This is a genomic window from Gordonia alkanivorans NBRC 16433 (assembly GCF_000225505.1).
Classification (GTDB): domain Bacteria; phylum Actinomycetota; class Actinomycetes; order Mycobacteriales; family Mycobacteriaceae; genus Gordonia; species Gordonia alkanivorans.
Window position 1 is genome coordinate 22091 of sequence record NZ_BACI01000093.1, and the last position, 20758, is coordinate 42848.

The 20758-nt window shown below is 63.0% G+C and carries 35 protein-coding genes; all 35 read right to left on the reverse strand.

Annotated elements, in window-relative coordinates; genetic code table 11:
- Window positions 1-179 precede the first annotated feature (179 nt).
- The 35 genes from GOALK_RS23105 to GOALK_RS16470 all read right to left on the reverse strand — a co-directional run bounded on the left by GOALK_RS23105 (window position 180) and on the right by GOALK_RS16470 (window position 20644).
- Window positions 180-1229 carry a hypothetical protein gene (locus GOALK_RS23105; protein ID WP_006359935.1) on the reverse strand — a complete coding sequence of 350 codons (1050 nt, stop codon included), beginning with the start codon at window positions 1227-1229 and terminating at the stop codon, window positions 180-182.
- The gene (locus GOALK_RS16305) at window positions 1207-2592 is read right to left on the reverse strand and encodes a phage portal protein (protein ID WP_006359936.1); all 1386 of its coding nucleotides are present in this window, start codon (window positions 2590-2592) and stop codon (window positions 1207-1209) included. The genes GOALK_RS23105 and GOALK_RS16305 overlap by 23 nt, the downstream gene beginning before the upstream one ends.
- A complete protein-coding gene (locus tag GOALK_RS16310; RefSeq protein WP_006359937.1) occupies window positions 2589-4214 on the reverse strand; it encodes a terminase large subunit domain-containing protein in 1626 nt (541 codons plus the stop codon). The genes GOALK_RS16305 and GOALK_RS16310 overlap by 4 nt, the downstream gene beginning before the upstream one ends.
- Window positions 4211-4531: a hypothetical protein gene (locus GOALK_RS16315; protein ID WP_006359938.1), complete on the reverse strand. Its 321-nt coding sequence runs from the start codon at window positions 4529-4531 to the stop codon at window positions 4211-4213. Before GOALK_RS16315 ends, GOALK_RS16310 begins: the two co-directional genes overlap by 4 nt.
- Before the next feature lie 130 nt (window positions 4532-4661).
- The gene (locus GOALK_RS24710; RefSeq protein WP_006359939.1) at window positions 4662-5111 is read right to left on the reverse strand and encodes a phage terminase small subunit; all 450 of its coding nucleotides are present in this window, start codon (window positions 5109-5111) and stop codon (window positions 4662-4664) included.
- 13 nt (window positions 5112-5124) lie between these two features.
- Window positions 5125-5739, reverse strand: coding sequence for an HNH endonuclease (locus GOALK_RS24660; RefSeq protein WP_006359940.1), 615 nt, complete (start codon window positions 5737-5739; stop codon window positions 5125-5127).
- 157 nt (window positions 5740-5896) lie between these two features.
- The gene (locus GOALK_RS24740; RefSeq protein WP_006359941.1) at window positions 5897-6256 is read right to left on the reverse strand and encodes an HNH endonuclease; all 360 of its coding nucleotides are present in this window, start codon (window positions 6254-6256) and stop codon (window positions 5897-5899) included.
- A 181-nt stretch (window positions 6257-6437) separates the two neighbouring features.
- On the reverse strand, window positions 6438-7178 hold the full coding sequence (locus GOALK_RS23590) for an HNH endonuclease (RefSeq protein WP_006359943.1): 741 nt from the start codon (window positions 7176-7178) through the stop codon (window positions 6438-6440).
- Window positions 7179-7256: 78 nt separating this feature from the next.
- The gene (locus GOALK_RS16335; protein WP_006359944.1) at window positions 7257-7697 is read right to left on the reverse strand and encodes a hypothetical protein; all 441 of its coding nucleotides are present in this window, start codon (window positions 7695-7697) and stop codon (window positions 7257-7259) included.
- A 16-nt stretch (window positions 7698-7713) separates the two neighbouring features.
- Window positions 7714-7920, reverse strand: a complete 207-nt coding sequence (locus GOALK_RS16340; protein WP_040004280.1) for a hypothetical protein — start codon at window positions 7918-7920, stop codon at window positions 7714-7716.
- 83 nt (window positions 7921-8003) lie between these two features.
- Window positions 8004-8396 (reverse strand): DUF3307 domain-containing protein, encoded by a 393-nt coding sequence (locus GOALK_RS16345; RefSeq protein ID WP_006359946.1) that lies wholly within the window; start codon window positions 8394-8396, stop codon window positions 8004-8006.
- A gap of 559 nt (window positions 8397-8955) precedes the next feature.
- A complete protein-coding gene (locus GOALK_RS24320; protein ID WP_232283183.1) occupies window positions 8956-9726 on the reverse strand; it encodes a hypothetical protein in 771 nt (256 codons plus the stop codon).
- A gap of 67 nt (window positions 9727-9793) precedes the next feature.
- Window positions 9794-10018 carry a hypothetical protein gene (locus GOALK_RS16360; RefSeq protein WP_006359949.1) on the reverse strand — a complete coding sequence of 75 codons (225 nt, stop codon included), beginning with the start codon at window positions 10016-10018 and terminating at the stop codon, window positions 9794-9796.
- The gene (locus tag GOALK_RS16365) at window positions 10015-10224 is read right to left on the reverse strand and encodes a hypothetical protein (RefSeq protein ID WP_006359950.1); all 210 of its coding nucleotides are present in this window, start codon (window positions 10222-10224) and stop codon (window positions 10015-10017) included. The genes GOALK_RS16360 and GOALK_RS16365 overlap by 4 nt, the downstream gene beginning before the upstream one ends.
- 205 nt (window positions 10225-10429) lie before the next feature.
- Entirely contained in the window at window positions 10430-10807 is a 378-nt protein-coding gene (locus GOALK_RS23595; RefSeq protein WP_040004283.1) for a DUF3310 domain-containing protein, read from the reverse strand.
- The gene (locus GOALK_RS24665) at window positions 10750-11034 is read right to left on the reverse strand and encodes an HNH endonuclease (protein ID WP_081474362.1); all 285 of its coding nucleotides are present in this window, start codon (window positions 11032-11034) and stop codon (window positions 10750-10752) included. Before GOALK_RS24665 ends, GOALK_RS23595 begins: the two co-directional genes overlap by 58 nt.
- Window positions 11035-11420: 386 nt before the next feature.
- Entirely contained in the window at window positions 11421-11630 is a 210-nt protein-coding gene (locus GOALK_RS16385; RefSeq protein WP_006359953.1) for a hypothetical protein, read from the reverse strand.
- Window positions 11627-11992, reverse strand: a complete 366-nt coding sequence (locus GOALK_RS16390) for a RusA family crossover junction endodeoxyribonuclease (protein ID WP_006359954.1) — start codon at window positions 11990-11992, stop codon at window positions 11627-11629. Before GOALK_RS16390 ends, GOALK_RS16385 begins: the two co-directional genes overlap by 4 nt.
- On the reverse strand, window positions 11989-12360 hold the full coding sequence (locus GOALK_RS16395; RefSeq protein WP_006359955.1) for a replicative helicase loader/inhibitor: 372 nt from the start codon (window positions 12358-12360) through the stop codon (window positions 11989-11991). The genes GOALK_RS16390 and GOALK_RS16395 overlap by 4 nt, the downstream gene beginning before the upstream one ends.
- Complete coding sequence (locus GOALK_RS23115) at window positions 12357-13235, reverse strand: hypothetical protein (RefSeq protein ID WP_006359956.1); 879 nt, start codon at window positions 13233-13235, stop codon at window positions 12357-12359. Before GOALK_RS23115 ends, GOALK_RS16395 begins: the two co-directional genes overlap by 4 nt.
- Window positions 13236-13255: 20 nt before the next feature.
- Window positions 13256-13702 (reverse strand): hypothetical protein, encoded by a 447-nt coding sequence (locus tag GOALK_RS23120; protein WP_006359957.1) that lies wholly within the window; start codon window positions 13700-13702, stop codon window positions 13256-13258.
- A gap of 433 nt (window positions 13703-14135) precedes the next feature.
- Window positions 14136-14687 (reverse strand): DNA N-6-adenine-methyltransferase, encoded by a 552-nt coding sequence (locus GOALK_RS23125; protein WP_006359959.1) that lies wholly within the window; start codon window positions 14685-14687, stop codon window positions 14136-14138.
- A gap of 175 nt (window positions 14688-14862) precedes the next feature.
- On the reverse strand, window positions 14863-15366 hold the full coding sequence (locus GOALK_RS16420) for a hypothetical protein (protein WP_006359961.1): 504 nt from the start codon (window positions 15364-15366) through the stop codon (window positions 14863-14865).
- Window positions 15359-15742, reverse strand: coding sequence for a hypothetical protein (locus tag GOALK_RS16425; protein WP_006359962.1), 384 nt, complete (start codon window positions 15740-15742; stop codon window positions 15359-15361). Before GOALK_RS16425 ends, GOALK_RS16420 begins: the two co-directional genes overlap by 8 nt.
- Window positions 15739-15981, reverse strand: coding sequence for a hypothetical protein (locus tag GOALK_RS16430; RefSeq protein ID WP_006359963.1), 243 nt, complete (start codon window positions 15979-15981; stop codon window positions 15739-15741). Before GOALK_RS16430 ends, GOALK_RS16425 begins: the two co-directional genes overlap by 4 nt.
- Window positions 15978-16127 (reverse strand): hypothetical protein, encoded by a 150-nt coding sequence (locus GOALK_RS23935; protein ID WP_006359964.1) that lies wholly within the window; start codon window positions 16125-16127, stop codon window positions 15978-15980. The genes GOALK_RS16430 and GOALK_RS23935 overlap by 4 nt, the downstream gene beginning before the upstream one ends.
- Window positions 16124-16384 carry a hypothetical protein gene (locus GOALK_RS16435; protein WP_006359965.1) on the reverse strand — a complete coding sequence of 87 codons (261 nt, stop codon included), beginning with the start codon at window positions 16382-16384 and terminating at the stop codon, window positions 16124-16126. The genes GOALK_RS23935 and GOALK_RS16435 overlap by 4 nt, the downstream gene beginning before the upstream one ends.
- Window positions 16381-16866 carry a hypothetical protein gene (locus GOALK_RS16440; protein WP_006359966.1) on the reverse strand — a complete coding sequence of 162 codons (486 nt, stop codon included), beginning with the start codon at window positions 16864-16866 and terminating at the stop codon, window positions 16381-16383. The genes GOALK_RS16435 and GOALK_RS16440 overlap by 4 nt, the downstream gene beginning before the upstream one ends.
- A 36-nt stretch (window positions 16867-16902) precedes the next feature.
- A complete protein-coding gene (locus GOALK_RS16445) occupies window positions 16903-17562 on the reverse strand; it encodes a DNA-methyltransferase (protein ID WP_006359967.1) in 660 nt (219 codons plus the stop codon).
- 1 nt (window position 17563) lies between these two features.
- Window positions 17564-17740 carry a hypothetical protein gene (locus GOALK_RS23940; protein WP_006359968.1) on the reverse strand — a complete coding sequence of 59 codons (177 nt, stop codon included), beginning with the start codon at window positions 17738-17740 and terminating at the stop codon, window positions 17564-17566.
- A gap of 191 nt (window positions 17741-17931) precedes the next feature.
- Window positions 17932-18279 carry an HNH endonuclease gene (locus GOALK_RS23945; RefSeq protein ID WP_006359969.1) on the reverse strand — a complete coding sequence of 116 codons (348 nt, stop codon included), beginning with the start codon at window positions 18277-18279 and terminating at the stop codon, window positions 17932-17934.
- On the reverse strand, window positions 18276-19472 hold the full coding sequence (locus GOALK_RS24505; protein WP_269724178.1) for a WhiB family transcriptional regulator: 1197 nt from the start codon (window positions 19470-19472) through the stop codon (window positions 18276-18278). The genes GOALK_RS23945 and GOALK_RS24505 overlap by 4 nt, the downstream gene beginning before the upstream one ends.
- A gap of 175 nt (window positions 19473-19647) precedes the next feature.
- Complete coding sequence (locus GOALK_RS23140) at window positions 19648-20244, reverse strand: hypothetical protein (RefSeq protein WP_006359971.1); 597 nt, start codon at window positions 20242-20244, stop codon at window positions 19648-19650.
- Window positions 20244-20465, reverse strand: coding sequence for a hypothetical protein (locus GOALK_RS16465; protein WP_006359972.1), 222 nt, complete (start codon window positions 20463-20465; stop codon window positions 20244-20246). The genes GOALK_RS23140 and GOALK_RS16465 overlap by 1 nt, the downstream gene beginning before the upstream one ends.
- Window positions 20462-20644, reverse strand: coding sequence for a hypothetical protein (locus tag GOALK_RS16470; RefSeq protein WP_157139166.1), 183 nt, complete (start codon window positions 20642-20644; stop codon window positions 20462-20464). Before GOALK_RS16470 ends, GOALK_RS16465 begins: the two co-directional genes overlap by 4 nt.
- Window positions 20645-20758: the final 114 nt, after the last annotated feature.

A 20758-nucleotide genomic window follows, 5' to 3' on the forward strand; every position in this document is an offset into this window, starting at 1 on the left:
GGCGGATCATCCGGGTCTGGGGCGCCGCCCATGACGGGCCACACCGGTCCGCGGCCGGTGAATCCGATCGCCTGAACCCCCGTGAGAGGGTGAATTGGTAGGTGGGACAAAACAGTTTCTCCTCTGTCAGGATAGCAACCCATGTCGGGCTTCAACCGCCGGAGGCGGAAGTCTGGCTGTCAGGCGCGTGCGGTCTGACGTGTCTTCTTAGCCCGGTCCTTGGCCCGTTGGGCGCGTGACCTGTACTTGGCTTTCGGCACCAGGACGGCACCAAGTTCGCCGTGCTCGTCCACGTCGTAGCGGGTTCTCTTCAAGTCGCGCAGCGTGTTTCCTTGCGCGTCCTTGTAGAACCGGCTGAGGTCGTCATCGTTGATCGACTTGGGATCGAAGTCCTTTGTCACTGCGGCGACAGTGCATTTGCAGCGGTGATGGATCGGCTTCAACTCTGATATCCGATAAAGGCGGTCCGCGGCAACGATGCACATGCCGCACACGCCGCCGCGCGACAACTCTGGGTGGATGACCCTCCGATACCCAAGGACTCGGTCGTCGAGATCTGCCGCCTGCGCCAGAGACTCAGACTCGGCGATCCGTTGCGACAGCATCAGGTTGTCGTCCACGATCACCCGAACCCGCGACTTGGCCGCTTCGTTCGCCGCGGCATCATCCTGGCCCTGTGACCGCTCATACCGATACACACGAGCCGGCCGGGTCAACACTTCCTCGGTCGTCGTGTTTCGCACCGTCACCCGCACCCGAGACGGGGTCGCTTCATCAACACCCTCAGGTGTCGCGTCGGGTTGATACTCAACCGTCGTGGGGCTGCGGTCGAGATCGGCCACACCATCGTCGACCTCAACACCAGCGGCCCGCACATCCACCGGGGCGGATGGCACGGCAGTCGGAACATCAACACCCAGAGCCGTCAGCTGCCGGGTTTGCGCCGCAGCCGTCGCCCGCGCCACCGACGTTTGGGCGGCTTGCATCACCCTCGATGCAGCTTGGGCGAAACTGCGAACCTGCGCTTCGTCGTACGGATTGACTGCCGCCCACAGCTTCTCGATCTGCTGCACAGCCCACTGGCCGACCCGCTCCCGGTGACCTACGGCGCCCTCGGCCATCTGCCGCACCACTTCCCCAATATCCGGGGACTGGGCTGCTACAGAGGCCGCAGAGTATGCGGCAGCTGCCTGCGCGAGCGCCTCGCTATAGCTGGTCGGTGCGGTCACTGTTCGTCACCGGAGGGCCGGCCAGAAGAGCGTCCGCCATCCGCTGCTGAATAACCTGGGCGGCGTCCTGCGGGGACATCTCCCAGATATCGGTGAGGATGCGTTCTGTCGACAACGCCGCCTGCGCCTGCGCCGACGCAGAACCCTTCTCCGCCAACGAGCGGAACTCGATCGGACCCCAATGCAGCCGCAACCCCGTCCGTTCAGGGCTGCCGGCGAACGAGAACGCGATACGCCACAACAGCTTCAACGGAGGAGTCACACGCGCACGGCGGTCACGGATCTTCGACGTCGCCGACTCACGCATCAACGCGGCACCCTCAGCTGAACCATTCGCCGCATCCGGTGTGATGAGATGCAGCGGAGTCGATGTGACTGCCGCGAACTCCTTCACATCGTCCCGTTTCGCGGTGATGATCGGTGTCAGATCGGCCTGGTTCGATTCCCAGAACGTCGCACCACGAAGTACCCACAACGATCCAGGATCAGCAGCCAGGGCATCCGTGTCCAAATCTGGCTCTTCCCCATCCTCGTCGTCTTCGTCGCTGTCCTCGAGGACCACCGCGCGCTGACGGAACGACTGGTACTTCGTCAGCACCATCCGCTGCAGTGTGGTGTCGTTGATGCGGTCGAGCAGGTCGATGTGTGGTTCGTACTCGCCAAGGCCGTTCGCATTCTCGAACCGCACGATCGGAACCCCACCAAGATGATCAATCCCGGTGACCTGCTCAGCCTCGTCGGAGGTGAGACGCCAATAGTTGTCGTCGAGTCGCAGTTCCCACTTCTCCCCCGGAAGGAACAGGAACGCACGTTCAGTTTTCAGGACCGGGTCATACTCGCGCACCAGAGCGGCACACAACCGCACCGGGTTCAGCGGGTCAGGAATCCCCACACACCGCCGCGGATCGATCGCATAGATCGACGGCAGCGGGTCGCCAGGGACAACCATCGCGAACGACTCACTCATCCCGAACATGAACGCCAGGCAGTCCTTGAAACGCGCCGCGAACCCTGACTCGTCCATAATTCGAGCCGCGAGGTCGTCACCGTTGGTGTCCCGGTCCTGATCGGTCGAAACCGCCTGCAACTCCATACGATCCAACATCGCCCCCACACACATGGGCGCATAGTTGCATCGAGCTTTACGCATCTCCTCACGGAAGATGTCGCGATACTTCTCAGCCACCTGCGGGAGAGGCGGATCGCCCACGTAGTACGACCACAGCGTGTCCATCGCCTTGTTACGTGGCTTCAGATCCGTGGGGCACGGTCGCCCGTCCTGCCACACAGGCTTAGTCCGCGCAGTGAACCGCTCATTGAGAAGATCGAACCACTCCGTCGGCGTGAGGTCGTACACGGTCACCTCACCCTCTGAATGGTCGTACGCTTACGTTTCTTCGGCACTTTCCCAAGTTCATCCATGCGGGCCTGCCAGGACAGGATCGCCGCCATACACGCATCAAACTTCCTGTCCGGGTGCAGCTTCCCCAAGATCCACAACCGCTTGCCCTCATCGTCAGTGAGGTTCAACTGAACCTTGCCGGCCGCCGCGATATGCCGCTCCAAGTCAGGGTCACCGTTGTGGGACACCTTCCCGGACTCCATCGCATCCTTGAACCCTTGGATCGCGTTGACCATCGGCCGGCGGCGGTTGGTCCACCACTCCTGCACCACATCCGGATACTTGACCGACCACTCACCCACCGTCGAGTTCCAGTGAGGTGGGTCGCAGTACATCTTCTGCACCCGAAACCGTTTGAACAGGGCGGCGACAGTGTCCGACACGTCCTGCTCGTCCACTTCCCAGTCGTCCTCAGCATCAAGAGGCCGTTCCCACAACCCGCCGAGCTCCTGAAAACCAGTCTTGATGTCCGTCACCACCAAAGAGGTGGCGTCCCGCATCCGGGCGCCATCGAAACCGATCGTCACCCGAGTCCTGTCCGGAATCCGAGCACCCGCACCACAAGAGAGGTCACGCCACACCTGCACGTTGAACGCCTGCGACTCCTGAGCAGTCCACCGGTTCAACCACACCCGCTCGAGATACGTCTTGTCAGCCTTCGGTCGATCCCACTGGCCCGCAATCCGATCCAGGTCCGACCACTCCGCCACATCCGGTCCCGACGCCTCCCGAACAGCCTCCACACGCTGCTCAAAATCGGCCAAGTCATAGCCGTCCGACGCCTGCCGGTGAAAGAAGAACAACGTCGGCCGTTCAGTCTCACCGCGGGCGATCGCCTCAGCCTCAAAGAACTCGTCCTCGGCAACCGAATCCTGCCCCGGCTCCCCCGCCGTCGTCGTCGACAACGTCCACGGGTCCTCATCCGGCCGCTTCGGCAAGTTCGCGTTCATCGTCTGCACCGCAGCCTTATGCGACGGCAGATGCAGACGGTGCGTCTCATCGAAACCCTGGAAAGTGGTGCGCGCACCGTCACGGGCGTTCGGGGCGCCGGCAATCGGCACCGCCTTACCGTCCGCCTCACCACCCGAACCGAGGCGAATGATCCGATCCAGGCCAATGTCGAACAACTCCGGGTCCGCGCCCTCTTCGCAAATCACCATCAACGCCCCGTAGGCGAGCTCAGCGACCTGCTCCTGAGTGTTAGCCAGCAACGGGATGTACGGGTCCCGCACCGGACGGCCCTGCAACAGCGACCCATCCCGCTCAAACCCCGCACACCGCACCGGAGCATCCGGATGCAACTCAGCGAACGCAATCCACGCCATGAACTCCGTCTTCGCAGAGCCCTTCCGCACCGAATACCCGACCCGATCGAACCGCCGGCGTCCCGCTCGAGGATGCCCCATCGGGTACACCTCGTACGCCCGCCAGATGATCAACTTCTGATCGGCATTCAACTTCGCCGGCTGCCCCTTCAGGCTTCCCGGCCCGTACACGGCGCGCTCCTCAATGAAGTCACACACCTGACCGCCGAGCGACGGGAAAGGCTCCTCATCGAACGGCGGAACAACCAGAACGCTCACACCGCGGACTGGCTCTCGGACGAGCCGAAGTCGAAAACCACGAGCACATCGTCGGTGGGTGACCAGTCACTCCGACGAGCTACGACCTCACGGCTACAGATCCGCACTTTCTCCGCTAGGTCGAACGCGCGAACGCGCGCATACTGTTCGATCACTTCGTCCGCGAGTTCACGCGCGTGCCCCCAACTGCGGAGGATCACAGGGGGATAACTGTCGAATCGCTCCACGCGCAGGAAAGGGTTGGTGCGGTAGACCCAGCCAACGCCCTCCACACGCACCGTGTACTCGGTAGTGGTGATCACAGCATCGTCGGTCATTGACCGAACGCCCGTTCAATCTTGCTGGCAAGTAGAGCCAGATCAATGTGGTGCCATGCGCACCAGCGGCCATGAACGCCAAGACGACAAGACAACCTTCCGGCCCGATACATCAAAGCCCCCTTCCTACTCATACGGCGTGCAACCCCTTGCGGGGGTCAGCGCCACCGGCCTTCGGTGCGGCGGTCGACTTGCGTGTCTGCCGGCGCTCAGTGGCGTCCTCAGCCCGAGCAACTTCGATCTGTAGCGTGCGACGAGCCATTGGCGTTAAACCGCACTCACGCAGTAGAAGGCGGGCTTCTGCCATTGCTGCCGACCGCGCCGTAGCCGTTGTCTCTGGGTCCCAGGTAGTTTGAATCGCGCGAGCCGCCATCAGAACGTTGTGGCGGTCAGACTCCATCCACTCCTGAGGCATCGGCGACGACCAAGCCGACTCCCAGAAGTCACGCACAGCTGGATGCCACGCAACATAATCGGGCAATTCCGGGATCACCGGGTTATCAACTTCGGACAAGGTCTTGGTACCCGACTTGCTCCGGTGTCCTCTTCGGACACTGGCAGGCTTCGGTGTAGGTGGCATATGAGATCCCCCTTCAGATCAGGGCTAGTTGCTCGCCGCCACCTCGGTCACCCTTAACCGAGTTGCACTGAAAGCAAGCGCAAGCCACGTTCGCGCGAGTATGTGACCCGCCCTTAGCGAGGGGGATCAGATGGTCGATTGTCGGGGCTGCGGGATTAGGAACCTTCGCGTCCCTCCCGCACTTTTTGCCACAGATATGGCAGCGGTACCGGTCGCGTTCGAAAATCTCCGCCGGATGAAACTTGTCCACAACCGAGGACTTCGCCCGCGCCCGACGAGCCTGGTTGTGCTGCTGCCTCTGCAACTGGTACCGGCTGGTCCCAACCCGACGTAAGTGAAACGCGCGATTCGAGCAGACCGCCGAGCAGTACTTCCGACGATGCACCTGCACGAAAGTCGATCCGCACTGCTCGCAAACAGACTCGGCAGGCCGGCGGCGCTTCCGCTCATTCGTGGTATTTCGCCACTCACGCAGACGATCCGGGTTGCGCGCATCACATGCTCGAGCCTTGCAGGAACCGTTGCAGTAGCGCTTGTTTGATCGCTCGGTGCGGAACGTCTGACCGCACCCTCCGCAGCACACCTCGAGTAAGGGAATCGGAGACTCCCTTCGGAAGCGGACCGGCACTGAGTGCCGACCCCTGGCACGACAAAGCCCACATCCGGCAGGTTCGCGATTTCCTGGGATGTGGGCGCGTCGGATTTGGCAGAGCTACGCGGCGGTCTGGATGGGGGCCGGGGGAGGGGTGGTGGGCATGGGGGTGTGCTGGGGTGGGGTGTGGCACTCAGTGCCGGTGGGTGGTGTGTGTGAAGTGTTTGTCGGTGGTTCGGCCCTTGTGCTCGTTGCATGGTTTGCATGCGGCGCGGGCGTTGCGGTCGTTACCGGTGCCGCCGGCGTTGGCGGGGCGCACCTTGTCGACGTGGGTGGCGTGTCCGATGCAGATTCCGGGGAGTTGGATCTGGCAGGTGTAGTTGTCGCGCTCGAGTATCTCGGTGCGAAGCTTCTTCCAGGCTGATGTGGATGTGATCTTGGATGATTCGGTTCGTGGGCCTTGCCATGGCTTGGTGTGTTCGGGGCAGTACCTGGTGTGTCGGATGAGGTTGGTGCAGCCTTGGGTTGGGCATTGGCGTGGTGCTTTGGGCATCAGCTGTGGCGTTCGGCCGATCCGTGCCCAGGAGGTCCGCCTGTTGCGGCCTGGTGGTACACGTTGCAGAGTCCCTCAGGGTCTCGCACGTAAGGGCTGAGTTGTGCGACACACCGCTTGAAGTCGCCCGGAGTGTTCCACTTGATGCGTGCTGCGCCCGGTCCTCGGACCCAGTACGCCTTCAAGCGCGCAGCACCTTGGACGTCTCTCGGTGAGTTCTCCACGTCAACTCTCCCTTTCGAATCCGCCACTCGATCAGCAGCTTCCCGCCTTTGGAGCAGTTGCATGAACTGCACGCGGCAACCGTGTTGCCCTCGCTGTGGGCTCCGCCTCGGCAGGGGGGCACGACGTGGTCGAGTGTCAGGTCGCTCTCGGTAGCGCCGCAGTAGAAGCACACCCCGTTGGCGCGCTTCAATGTCCGCTGCCACTGGGCTTGGGTTAACGGGTGGGGTGACCCTAGTTTCTGCGCCCTCCGCCTACCGAACTTGACGGCGGATTGCTGTTTGTATGCTGCGGTGTGCTTGTTGAGTTGGGTCCACTCTCGAGTCTTTCGGCGGCGGTCTTCGGCCGTGCGGTCATACCGAGCAGCTGTCCGGCATTTGAGCGAGCAGTACACAGGCCGGTTGGTTGCCCCGGTGAACTCTTTGCCGCATGCCGGACATTCCCGTGACGTGATCACAGGAGCGCGCCGCAAGCGGTTGGCTCGTTGACTGCAGTCGACTGAGCAGTACAGTCCGTCCTTGCGGAGTGGGGTGAAACTCTCGCCGCAGAGTAAGCAGACCTTGGGTCGAGGTGTTGTGTGCTTGCCGTGCTTCGCGTTCATCGCAGCGCATGCGCACTTGCGTGCGCAGTAGATCTTGCGTCCGTGGTTGGTCGTGAACGGCGTTCCACAGAACGCGCAAGGTTGGGTACGCTGAGCCATGTCGAACCTCTCACACAGGTTTGGCCATAGCCCGGGACGGTTGCCGCCGTCGCCGGGCCTTTCTTTCTCCGTCCGAGTCTAGTTGACGGACACCTCAAATAGGCCTTCACACGTGAACCGCCAGCGGTCTTGATAGACCCACTGGATGGCCCCTTGGCTGCCAGGGTTGGCTTCTTCTGCGGTTGTGGCGGTGCCTGTGGTCCCGTTCTGCACCACATCGACAACTCGGGTGACTGAGGCTTCGTTGGTGGTTTCGCCGAACATGCCGATGACTTGGTTGGCGCATTCGGTGGTTGCGTATTGGCGGATGAGGTCTGTGTTGTTCTCGCCAATGGTGTCGTTGCTGTCCTTGACGAACTGCTCGACGACGGGGCGTAAGGGCGGTGGGCCAGCGGGTGTGTGGCTGGTCGTCACTGTGCTGGTGCCCCGCGTGGTGGGTGCGGGCGTGTTGGGGGTTTGTTCCCCAGAGCAGCCGGCGGCTAGGAGGATGATGGCGGTGGCTGTGATGAGTCGTCGCATGGCGTGATCGTAGTGGTCACGCTGCCCCTTTGGGTTTGCGGTGGATGACTGGGTCTGCGATGAGTTTGGGGTCGACGTCTCGCAACGCGAGGTTCTGCAGTTGTTCGGCTTTCATCACTGCGGGTCCGGTGATGTGGAGTTCCCGGGTGATTTGGTCGTAGGTCCACCCGTTGACCAACAGCCTCCAGATGCAGCAGGGTTCGACGGGGACCGGGTCACTCATCGCGGGTCCAGCAGTGTGTGTCGGGGTGGTCGGTGTCGAGGCGGCAGACACGGGCACACGGCTTGTTGCTAGGTCGGTGGTGGTCATAGCCACACCACCGCAGCAACGTTGATGACCATGTGCAGGATGTTGTCCGCAATGATCATGAGCCAGACGGCCATCCATGCGGGTGTGTCGTCGGGGTATCCGGTCGCTGTGTGTTCGGGTCGGAATGCTTTCGGGGCGGCCTGGTTCTTCAGCCACACCAGATGCTTGGCGAGGCGGTGGCGGTCGATGACGGCGTGTGTGCCGACGATGACGGCCAGTGCTGCGGGTGACTGGGTGATGAGGAGGAATGGCAGGCCGTAGGTGACGGCGTGCGCGATGGCGGGCCACCACCGTCTGGTCTTCTCGGTGGCCATCCAGTGGGACTGGATGAGGTAGTCGCCGACAAGGTGGGCGATCAGGGTGTAGGCGATCGCCTCAGCGATGCTCATGGTTCGGTGGTCCTACCCAGGTCAGTCGAAGACATTGCGTTGCCTCGCGATCGTGATGTGGTCGGTGTCGTCGGAGGGCATTGCACGGCATGCTGCGACGGCGTCCATCCAGGCGCGTTCTTGTGCGTCTCGGACTGTGCGGCGTTCCTGGTGCCAGGCGACGGTGACGACGAGCCAATGCAGGGGTGTGAGTAGCCAACCCATGACACGGTTCACGACGGTTATCTCCAAGCCCCCGACAGACCAGTAGAGGTTTGGCCGGCGGTAGCAGTCCCGCGCTGCGCAACGCGTTGCGGCCGTTTGGCGCGGCCTTGTGGTCTGCTCTCCCCTGCTCTGCCACGAGCTGGTTGGGGTGCCCGCCGTCGGTACCGGGCATGCCTTGCGTGTTGGTTTCGGCTTGAGTGTCACTGGCGTTGTGAGCCGGCGCGGTCACGCTCCGCACCATCCCGGTAGCGGGAAGTGTGGGTACGAAAAAACCCCGCCAGTCGCGGATGACGACGGGGAGCAATCTCAGGTGGCACATCTCGCGCCTACGCGGAGCGTACCACTATGCCCTGACTTAAGCGGGCTGTGACGCGCGGCGCCTTCGTTGATGTCCTTTGTGGGCGTCAAGCACGTCACCCAGGAGGTAGAACTTCGTGCCCGTCTCGGGGTTCATGCTGTCGGGCCTGAGTTTCCCGTGCTTGATCAGCGTCCTCATGCGACGGGAGTTGAGTCCATCGCAGATGTCCCCCACCTTCCGGGCCACCACGTCGATCGTGGAGAGGGTGACGACCTGCTTGTACGCCGCAGCCACTTTGGCGTCATCCACGCTGATCGTGTCATCGGGCGGCAGATCCACGAGGGTCGTGATGTCCTGCGCGTAGCCCTCGATCTCATCCGCCCACTCGACACACCCCTCAGTCATAGCGAAGGTGATGACGTGCACGCGTAGCCATCTCGTCAGCACAGAGAGCGCACGGTCGTCGTAGCCAGCAGGGATGCGCGCCTGATCTGGCAGGAGGGGCCCAATGAAGCCCGAGGGGTGTGTGTATCCGACGGGCATGTAGTCCAGGCCTCGGGTCTCGCAGACGTGGCGGATTGCGGTAGTGAGAGTGTTCTCCAGCTTGGCTGCGAACTCTTGTGCACCCTCGTGAGCCGGCGCCTTCGCCCGCAACTTCTTGGGCCGACGGAATGAAGCGAGGTCCCGGCGTCCGATAACCGCCCTGCGAGTGAGGGTGTCGGCCAGATCGTCTAGGTGTCTCTCGATCTCGCTGAGGGACTCAACGAGGCGGCGTTGCCCATAGCGGTCGAGGAAGAGTCCGCTCGTGTCAGATCGATCCATCGCCATACCCTCCATTGTAGCGGATGTCAACCCATATCGGTTGCGACACAACGGATCACGAGATATACCTTCACTACTGGGCATCCTCGGTGATCCAGGCGGATGTGTCGAATGGGTCGTCGGGGATGTGCCACCGTTCGCGGTCGCCGTACCCGTACTCGAGGACGCCCGGGGTGAGCGTGCCGTACTTCTGCACCATCGCGGCGAGGAAGCCCCTGAGTCCGCCGCATGCCCGTATGTCGTGGTGGAGGCGGGACGGTTTCCGGAGTGTGGGTACCCGGTTCACAATTCGGGTCACGGGGCCTCCAACTCGCTGGGGTCGATCACAGCGTTGACGGAGTGGAACCACTGGCTCGCCAGTTGATCGATGTCGCCGTCTGGGAACAGGACGTAGCCGCCGGGGTAGATCATCCTCACGCCGCCGTCGTCGGTCTTTTCGATGACTGACACCTGCAGTGGGTTGACGTACCGCTTGGAGCCGTCGGGGTTGATGAAGCACATCATTCGCATGGGGTTTCCTTGGTGGTGCAGTCGAAGCACAGGGGTCTGAAACTCGGGTGGATGAGCCGTTCGTACCCAACGTCGAATCGGGTTCCGCAGCCGGCGCAATGCCATTCGAGGACTTCGGCGTGGTTGGTGCCCCTCAGGCGTGCCATCCGGGCGTCGTAGTGGCGTTGGTAGACGGAGGCGGTAGCAAGGGTCGAGTTCGTCACGACGACACCTCGGGATGCTTGCGGTGGTTCACAGCCCCAGGGCAACGCTTGTCACCACACAACGGGCACAAACGCATCCCCGAGAAGTCGGGGTCACACCTCACGCAGCAGCAGCCGGGACGGGCCTCAGCCTTGTACCGCAGCCCGATCTCACGATCCAGATACCAGCGCGCCTTCTCCAGGTCCTCGATCGCATCGTGTTTCAGGTCGGCCCGCCAGATGTACTTGACGGCGTTTCCGAGGCAGAACCCCATGTGCTCGGTGATTTGGATGCACTCGACGCCGCTGGCGTGCGACCGATAGTGCTGGGGTTTGTTTACGGGGTCGTGGTCAGTCGGTCCGGTGCGTAACGCGCCAGAATCTGTGTCGCCCACTCCACTTGGTCTTCTACTCGCGCCCCCGCCGGTTGGCTCCTGTTCCACAGCTCCAAGTTCTCGGGCCGGTTGTCCGCTCGGTCGGCGTTCTTGTGATGCACTTCCTCCCCTGGAAGAAGGTGTCGGCCGAGGACTGATTCCATCACCAAGATGTGTTCCCGGACCCGTCCCGAACGTGGGTGCGCCCGAGGATGTCCTGGCGCTTTCACGAATGCGTACCCGTTCATGAAAACTCGGCCCTTGCGGCGGTTCGCTGCATTCTCCGTGCGAAGACATCCACAGCTCTTCTGACGTCCCGACTTCAGATTCGGCGTGTACACCAACAGGGTCTTTCCGCAGTCGCAATGGCATTCGACTCGACGGTTGCTCCCTCGCGGCACGTCTCGAATGATCGTCAGCCTGCCGTACCGCGTCCCCGGTTCGTAACTCGCCACCAATACATTCTATCGCGTTTTGCAATCTGGGGTGGTCGGTGTAGTGCTTCGGATGGTTGACCGGGTCGTCGGTCACTGTTCCTCCTCGCATTGGGGTCCACACCCGGACAGATCGACCGGACGGCAGGAGCGGCACACCCAGCACCAGGCGGGTAGGGAGGTCGGAAACACGAGCTGAGTCACGATGACACCCCCGGCTTGAACACCAGGGCTCCGCTGTCGTGCATCGCGATCACACCGTCGAATCCCTGAATCTCCGACTGCACCCTGATGGGGAACTCGATGTACGTTTCGATCTTCGATAGCGCCTCGTTGACTTCTTCGAGTTTGTCGAGGACGTCGGCGATGTGGCGGGCATCGTCGGACGCGATGCTGATGTGGTCGGTCATGGTGTCTCCTGGATGTGGATCTCAATGCGGGGCCGATCACGGTCGAGTTCTATGGCCATGGATGTGGCGGTGACGTGTTTCGAGTCGTCATCGACGAGGACCCCGGATTTGACGAGCGCATCCAAACTCGCTTTCAACATCGGCCCTAGGGCGTCTGTGTCGCGTCGTCGGGCGTCGGGGGTGTACCAGACCACCGAAACGGTTTGCGGGGCTGTCAGCGGCCGGATGCGGGCCTGTTTCGCTGCCGCCCACACCAACGTCTCCGCCAGGTTTTTGGCTTGGTGGACTTTCCGCCAATGCCAGGACCGTTGCTGGTTCGCTGTCATCGGCGGTCGGGGGACGTCCAGCGTCAGGATGGTCATCGCGGTTGCCCGTCGATCTGGATGCCGAAGCCTCCTGCGTACGAGGCGATCTTGCGGTCGATCTTCGCCTCATGGAGAGCGCGCTGTTGCGGGTCGGCCTGTTCCTTCGCCGCTCTCTCAGCCCGGATCTCGCGCGCGTACTTGACGATCTCCCCCGGCTCAGGTGCCGGCTTGTCCGGTTCCTTCAAGGCTCGCCGCTTCACTGCTGCGACCAGATCAGGGAGCTCGAGGTTGTATGCGCCGAAAAGGTCCGCCCACACGTTCGCGATCGTCGCAGTCACTTCGGGGTCGTCGATGCGGGGTGCGGTGCGTTGGTGGCAGGCCGACACGACGAGCATCACTTTCATGGCTTCGGCTTGGGTGGTCATCCGGTGATCGCTCTCTGGTCGGTGTCGGGCAGGGTGTTCGGGTTCTCGTTGGCTTCGGCGGCTCTGGTCATGTCGGCGAGGGCGCGAAGTTTGTGTTTCGGCCTCCCGGTGTCAGTTGCTCGTTTCTGGGATTCGCGGAGCCAGCTGTTGAATGCGGCGTCCCATCCGCCTCGGCCGTTGCAGAGGCGGCCGGTGGCGAGTTGCCTGTCTCGGAATGCGTCTGCTTCGGCGTCGATGTCGAGGGTTGGGAACTTGGCCCGGTGTAGGTCGTTCGGCGCCCAGTCGTCGGGGAGAGTGATCATCCGGTAGTTCGTTGGTTTCTCGTTGCTCTCGGACGAGAGAGAACTACTCGTAGAGGTGAGTTCACTACGTTTAGTAACCCCTTCCCCAACCCCATCCCCGCGACCTTTCGAAACCCTTTCGGAAGGGTTTAAGGGTTCGGGAAGGGTTCCGTAAGGGTTCGGAACGTCATCCGGAACGATTCGGGAAGCCACCTCGGAGGCATCCGATCGCTTCAACGAACCGAGCTCATCCGCCAACGCTTTCCGCAGTCTCGGCGACTCGGTCTGCTCCGCCACCCGCAGTGCGTTCTTCAGGATGTTGGGCTGCTTGATAATCCCGTCGTTACGGATGAACGACCGGATCAACAGTTCCTCGGTGTCGGTGTCGTAGCAGATGAACCGGTGGGCCTGGAGTTCGTCCAGGGATGCGATCACGTCGGCTTCGGTAGTGTGGTCGCATGCCTTGGCCCACTTGCGGATCATGAGCGGTTGAACGCCGGCGTTGTTGATGTCTTTCTGTGCGAGCAGCATCATGTAGGCCCGTTGTGCTGGGACGGTGCGGGCGATGAAGTCCTTGTCTCTCCAGATGGACACCAGGATTCTCCCGTGGGATCTCACTGCACCTCCGCTCTGCCTACGGCGGTGACGATCTGGTCGCACAACAGGAACACCTCGGCCTTAAGCGCATCGACAGTCCACGTGCGTTCCCACGGGCGCTGACCAACCCGTGGGCGGAGGGACCGCTCTTGGTCGTTCCACGCCTGACCTGACGGGGTGATGTGGATGCCGACTCGGTTGCGGAGCTCGTCGAGGTTCCAGAGGTCGCCGGTGTGGGCGGTGTCGAACCCGATCCAGCCGGTGCAGTCTCCGCTTCCGTAGGTGATGCCGCCGTGGACTTCGAGGTCGTCGACGTCGATGGTGTGGCCGTCGGGGATACGGGCATAACCATTGAGGACGCCGCTGATGGGGGCTTGGTAGATGGCCCACCAGATGTCGTCGTGGGTGCCCTGGTAGAGAGGGTCACGTCCCTTGAACGGAACGTCGCGGCTAGAATCTGTCATTGGCTGAACTCCTCGATAGTTCGGTCACGTGGCCGGGGTGTGTCAGCACCTCGGCCACCCCTCATTCTACCCCCGATGGTGGGGTTTTCCCGTTGTGCCACAGCAGCATTCGCAGTCACGACGCCACCCCGATCCGGCTGAGGCTGTCCAGGATTTGCAACGCCCGGAACGCTTGCGGCGGGCACACCCCGTTACCGATCGCCTTCAACTGGTCGGCACGGGACAGGCCGGGTACCGCGGTGACATGGCCGGCGGGGAGGCCCATCATCCATTCGGCGAACGCGGCATTGAGGCGGGGCCGGTCGTTGCTGTTGAGTTCGGTCGGTGCGGGTGCGGGCCTGGTTACTCGTTCCCAACGTCGAACAGCGGGGGTGTAGGAGCCAGTCGATGCTGAGGCGGATGGGTGTGGTGGCGATCCAGAGGGTGCGGTGGATCATGAGTCACCGCCGTTGACGACGGGGACGAGATAGTCCGCCGACCAGATCGGCAGGCAACAGCCGAATGGCGGACGGTCACCCTTGGGCCCGGGCGTCCAGTTGGGGCGATGGAAGCGCATACGTCCGGGCAGGAATCGAATCGACAGGATCTTCCCGCGGTCCCGTTCAGGTTCGACGAGTTGCTGCCACCACTTCTGCTCGCACCGGTTGGCGGGTAGCAGCATCACGATGCGTTCGAGGTCGACGTGGCCGCCACGCCCCCACTCGAACCACGCCTTCTCCACCCACGGCTCGATGTTCGAGTAGGGCGGGTTGCACCAGACGTTGCCGGTCCACGGCTGAGCGAGGCCGTTGTCCTCGATCGTGTAGAACTCCGGCGCCTTCGCGTTGTGGGGTGCCGCAGCAACATCGAGGGTGAACGCCCCGAACTCGGCTTCCAGTTGGGCGATGAACGCTGGATCAGTCCCCCGGTCGTCGACGGCATCCTTTGCACCACGGCGGCCGGTCTGCTGGGGGTGATTCTCCGAACGGAATCCGACAATGCTCATCGGTCATCACCCCAGTGGTCGGCTGTTCCTTCGCGGATTTGCACATGCTCGTAGCCGCTGGACCAGAGGGCGTTGCGGACGGTGTCTGCGTTGCAACGGTTGTGGCATACGCTGTGGCGCCACATGCTCCCGTCGAGCCACCAGATGTAGTGGAGGGTGGTGGTTCTCGGGGCGGTCATCGCGCACCGCCGTCGAGGATGCGGAGGAGTTGGTGCGCGACCCCGTCGAGCAGCGCAGTGACGAGGTCATCGGTCGGAGGACCGTCGTACTGCCGCTGCTCAGCCCACTCCCGCACCTGTTGGAGGGTGGCGAGTGCGGTGTCACGTTCGGACTCGGCCTTCTCGCATCCAGTTGCCCGGATGGCGAGGCGTAGTGCCCGATCCCGCTCGCGGTCGAGTTCGGCGAGGAGTCGATCCACGAGAGCCGGCGCGGCGGCGATGAACTCGGCGTTAGCGTCACTAGTGGGGCCGTCGCCCGTCAGCGCAGGGATTACGTAGGCGTACTCCGGCTCCGGCGATTGCGCGATGACGACATGGAGTGACTCGTCGGCGTTGGTTAGGCAACCGGCCAGGTACTCAGCTTTGGATTCCCCTTCGGCTGGCCCCGTGCAGTGCCTCCACTTGCCGGGTGTGATGCCTTGCAGGAGTCGGCGGGCGTCGGCCCGCACATCGTCAGACATGGTTGTTCCTTTCAGCGACCTGGGCGGCTCGCCTCTCGCAGCCGATGGTGTGGGCACGGTCGCGTAGCCACCACGCCGAAACTGTCTGGCTGTCAGCGTCTTCCACGTCGTGGTGGAGCCGTTCGATCACGTCGGCCGCGAAGAACAGGTGCTCGGGTTCTGTCTCGTCGGCCCCGCCTGTTGCGATGACGGTCAGTCCGCTGTCACGGATAGCGGCCACAGCGTCGGACCAGCCCGATCGGTATGCGGCTCGGAGTGCATCGTGTCCGTGCTCGGGGTAACGCTCGCTGGCGTCGAAGCCGTCCAGTGCGAGGCTGGCGTCGATGTCAGCCTCGTCGGGCTCGGCGATGATCTGTTCGAGGTTGGGGGTGGTCATGACGCCAGCCACTTTCGGTCGATCCACTTGATGCGTTGGACGTGTACGAAGTCGCCGAGATCCCGACGCAGGTACAGCCAGCCGTCCGCTTGGGGTGTCTCACCGTTGCCGTGTTCGCGGTCGATGATGCGGCGTCGGTTCGCGTGCGTGTCAGGCCGATGGTGGGTTGTCACCCAGTCGATGCCCGACCTGTTGTCGAATCCTTCTTCGAGGACCTGCATCAGGTTGGGGGTGGTCATAGCTCGTCCTCGGGTACGTGGCGGACAGTGCGGACACCTTCGTCTGCGTCGGTGCGTACCCACGGCTCGCACCAGCAGTGGTGGCCGTCGAGGATGTGCACCCGCTGGTCGGATGTCTGCTCGGGCAGAATGTGGTTGTCGATCATGTGAGTTCGTCCTCGCTGTACAGGAGTTGGTCGGTGCCGGTGGGCCAGTCGGCGTGTGCCCCATAGGCGTCGCGGCAGGATGTGCAGCGATACGTGCCGTCGGGGCGTTGCACCTTCTGGTGTTTGGCGCGTAGTGGTGCGAGGGCTTCCCGGGCGGCGCGTATGGCGATGTCCTCGGCCGCTCCAGGCGGGTCGACGAACGCCCATGCGGGATGCTTCGCCCTTTGTGCCGCGTGGACGGCGGGATCGGCGGTCACCGGACACCGTCCCGAAGCAGGCCCGCATCCTCAAGAGCACGGGCAGCCGTATCGCGTTCGGACGTGAATGTGAAGTCGGCGAGTACCTTCGCCACCGCCTCGATGCGTTGCTCCCGTTCCCGCTCGTCAGACTGGGCAGCATCCAGACGATCAGCCTCGGCACGGAGCCCGTCTGCCAGCACATTCCGCTGTCCGCCACGGATTCCGGAATCGCCACCCGGACGGGCGATCTCGATCATCTTCGCCGCCCACCGCAGATGATTGGGGTTGGTGGCATCCGGTTCAGGCAGAGACGCTTTCGCCTCATCGACCCACTGCTTGGTTACGGCATTGTTGTCGTCGATGATCTTGGTCAGCCGCTCACGCTCGGCCTTAACCTGGCTCGGAAGGTCGGTGTAGGTGAAGTCGAACGGGTACTTGCCGATAGCCTTCGCAACCTCGTCGAGGATGCATTGGAAGTCGCGTCGGGTGAGTTCGCTCATGTCAGTACACCGCCCCGGTGTTGGCGGGATCGGCGGTCACCGGACACCACCAAAGTCGAGTGCCATCGTCTGATTCGACAAGCGTTTCGCGATGAGTTCGCAGTAGCGTTCATCCAGCTCCACACCGATCGCCTTACGGTTCGCCTCAGATGCAGCGACCAGTGTGGAACCCGATCCAGCGAACGGATCAGCAATCACCCCCGGCGGACACTTCGCAATCAGTCGGGCCAGCAGGGTGGTGGGTTTCTCGTGCGGATGCAGGCGGCCATTGCGGGCCATCGACTGCACGGGCGCACACGTCAACACATTCGAATCTCGGCGTCCCGCGAAACCCTTACCGAGCACGTAGATTTCCTGATCGGAAGGCTTCCACGGCACCGACAGATCACCCATACCTAACGCACCTTTCGTGTCCCAGATGAGACGGGTGTGGGTTCCTTCCGGTCGAGGGACGCGCCACGTACCGAACACAAGTGCCGGCCGATCTCCCCACGCGTCAAGGGCTGCATCGCGGGCGGTTGTGTCCTTGTCGCCCGCGATGCTCGCAGCGAGGGTGTCGCGACGTGATCCCGACTGGTAGTCGATCCCATATGGCGGATCGGTCAGCAGCACATCGGCTTCCAGCCATGCGGTGATGTCGAGACAGTCTCCGTGGTAAAGGGTGACGAGGCCGTCTTCGTAGTAAGGCTCGCCCATGTCAGTACACCGCCCCGATGCGTTCCACATTGCCGTGGCGGTCGTGGATGACCAGACGCCACGGGACGACGATCTCCCTGGGATGGCGGACATTCGGGAGCGTCCTCGCCGCATACTGGGCGTCGATGGCGTTGAGTGCCCCGGCCCGCCGCTTGTAGCCACCGCCGCTTCCAGCCACTCCAGGAAATTGATCAGATCCAGCTCGTTCATTCGTTGTCTCCTCTTGAGGTTCTTCCCACACACGGGATACGTCTCGTTGTTTCTGCACCTGTTGCGGGAGAACGCAAAACGCAAAGCTCCCCCACCCTGGCCGCGCACTCAGGGCACGACCGTTCAATCGCCCCCCACAGGAGGTAGGACTCCGGAACCTCAGCCCACCGCATCGCACACCTCGACCCCGCCGGCATCGTCGAGCAAAGCCCACCAGCCAGACAGCAGGACAGGCACATCGCTGGACGGCTGCCGGAACTTCGACACCAACCAGCCCTTCGCGTACGCCTGCGCCGGATTGCGGCCGATCCAGTCATGGCAGCCGCGGCACACCAGCAGACAATTCGACAGGGCGTTGATCTGTGGGTCTTTCGATCCGCCCATGCCGCGGTTAGCTCGGTGGTGATAGTCCTGCCCTGTGCCGGTACACCAGTCGGTTTGGACTTCGCAACGGCCCATCGCCCGCACCGCAGCAGCAGCCTTCACATCCGCAGAGAAGCCCGTCATGACGCCGTCTTCCGTTGCTGCCGCGCCACCGCAGTCAACGCCGCCGGACACCGCCGACCATGCCGCTCATACCGGCGCTTCACCGACGCCGGCAACAACCCCACACGACGGCTTGCATCCTCCACACCGACACCCATCGACAGGAGGTATTCGAAATCGGAGAACACATCCTCGGCAGTGCGGGGTTTGTCCACCAGTTCCGGTGTGTAGGTGGGGTCGTCGATGCGGTCCTCATCCCACGCCAACGGAGGTAACCAGCCCTTCGCCTTCGCCCTAGCCCGCGCATTCCGATCCGTACCCGGAACCATCTGCAACTGCGAAAACAACACCGTCACCTGCTGCGCCCGAACCACCGTGATGTTCTCCACCCGGCCCGCAAACATTTGAGTCGCGTTCTGCGGTGACGGCCACCCCAGCCGGGACCACAACTCGCGCTGCGAGTAGCCGTTCGCTGCGAGGGCCTGCAACCGTCGCACCGAACCCAACGCAGGAACCACCCGACCGCCCCGCAAACACGGCACCTTCGACACCGGTACCGGGATCGCCAACACTCGGGCTGCGGTGTTCCGCAGCACCTTCCGTGCGGGCGGATTCCCTCGAGCTGGCCTGCCGTACAGGATCGCTTGGATGGTGGAGGGTGCGATGACGGTGAGTTCCCGGACTTTACGGTTCCCGATCCCGGCGGCGCGGAGGGCGAGGAGGTGTTCGCGTACGGGTTGAGCGTCGGTGTAGGACGGTTCCCATCGGCCGTAGGCGGTTTGGCGTGCGCGTAGTTGGGCGTAGCAGCGGGCGCATCTTCCGCGGGCGTGGGCGGGTCTCCCACACTGGCACGTCATGCCGCAGCCTCCTTGGCCATGGCTTTCCGATTCACGTGGTGTGGTGCCGCCGAGGACGCCGTGCTGGTCGTTGTTGTCCAATGCCCACTGCAAGCACACCGCACGAACGTCACAGCCCGCGCACACCTTCTTCGCGTCGGCGGTTTGGGTGGGACCGTAGTGGGAGGGGTAGAAGATTTCGGGATCGAACTGACGGCAGATGCCCAACTCGTGCCAGGCTGGCGGCTTGGGTAGGTCGGCCAGCATTTCTGACACGTTGCGGTTGCGGTTCAACAGGTTCGACCCGGGAATCACTGACGACGACCCGACAGCCTGCTTCTTGTCGTCGATCGTGTTGCGGTCCGATCTCCTGTCCATATTTCGGGAGGGCACGTACTCAATGTGGAAACCAGTGCTCATTGGGTGGCCTTTCGGAGGAGGTGTTGTGCATGCTCACGGGCAGCACAGTTCGGGCAAGGGATAAGGTCGCCGGTCCGGTGGCCGGGTTTGAGCCGCACCATCTGGCCGGTACCGCCACACACCACGCAGGACGTCATGAGGCTTCCTGGGCGCCGAGTTCATCGGACAGCGTTTGCTGAGCCTCAGCGTGATCCGGGGCGGAAGACATGATCGCCGTGCCCTTCTCCTGCACCTCGCGGGTCAGTTGGACGAGAACAGGCACCGCCGCCGTGTTCAGCTCAACGTTGCGGGTCGTCTGCGCCCATTGCGCGAACTCCTTCGTCACCATCCCGGCCGCGGTGACAGCGTCCGCAAGATCCCGTTGAGCTCGCTGCGCCGGCGTCTGCTGCCGGTTCCGAACTTCCTCGGATGAGGCGATGCCCTTCTTTGTGTCCGCGGCCAACGCTGCGACGATCGCCCGCCCCCACGCCGCGGTCTCCGCGTTCTGCATCTCCGAGTCGCGGGTGAAGCTCGTCGGCCCGGGGATGGGCTCCCACGCGGTACCGATGCCCGGCCGCTCGTCGTCAGGGGTGCGGTAGGCGGCGGCGGTGAACGCGAGGAATGCTTTTCCTCCAACCTCGAGCACCTCGTACTTCAGCTGTTGCAGTGAGCCAGTCGGGTACTGGTTGCGGAACTCGACGATGCGGGTGGCGACGTCGATGTAGTCGAGTGGTCCCTTGTAGTCAGCCATCAGAGGTCTGCCTCCGCTCTGGAAGCGACGACCTCGAACCCGTTGCCATCCTGACGAATCCAGTCACCCGGATGGGCGGTCTGTCCTTCGACCTTGATGGCGAGGGTGTGGGGTTGGGGCCGGTAGAGGAGGCCTCCGCACCAGAGGGCGATGCGTAGGGTGGCCCGATACCGTTCGAGCCACGAACCGTCGGTCGGGATGTGCTGAACGTCGGCCATCATCGGACCTCGTACTTGCGCTTGATCGCATCCTCGATCGTGTCAGCCCAGGCTGGCACCGCTCCGACGTAGCACTCGCACGTCTCTCCGTCGATGATGTAGTGGCACAGGCCGTGGTGAGGCGCGCCAGAGAATCGTTCGCGCATCTGCTGGAGGATGTCCAGCGGTTCGTCCATGCTCATGGTTGTCTCCATGGGTCTTGTTGCCCGTAGGCAGGATTGGGGAACAGTTCTTCAGGCTCAACCGGGTCTTCAGGGCTGCTGTCGCCCCACCCGGGAATGTCGTACGGGTAGTCA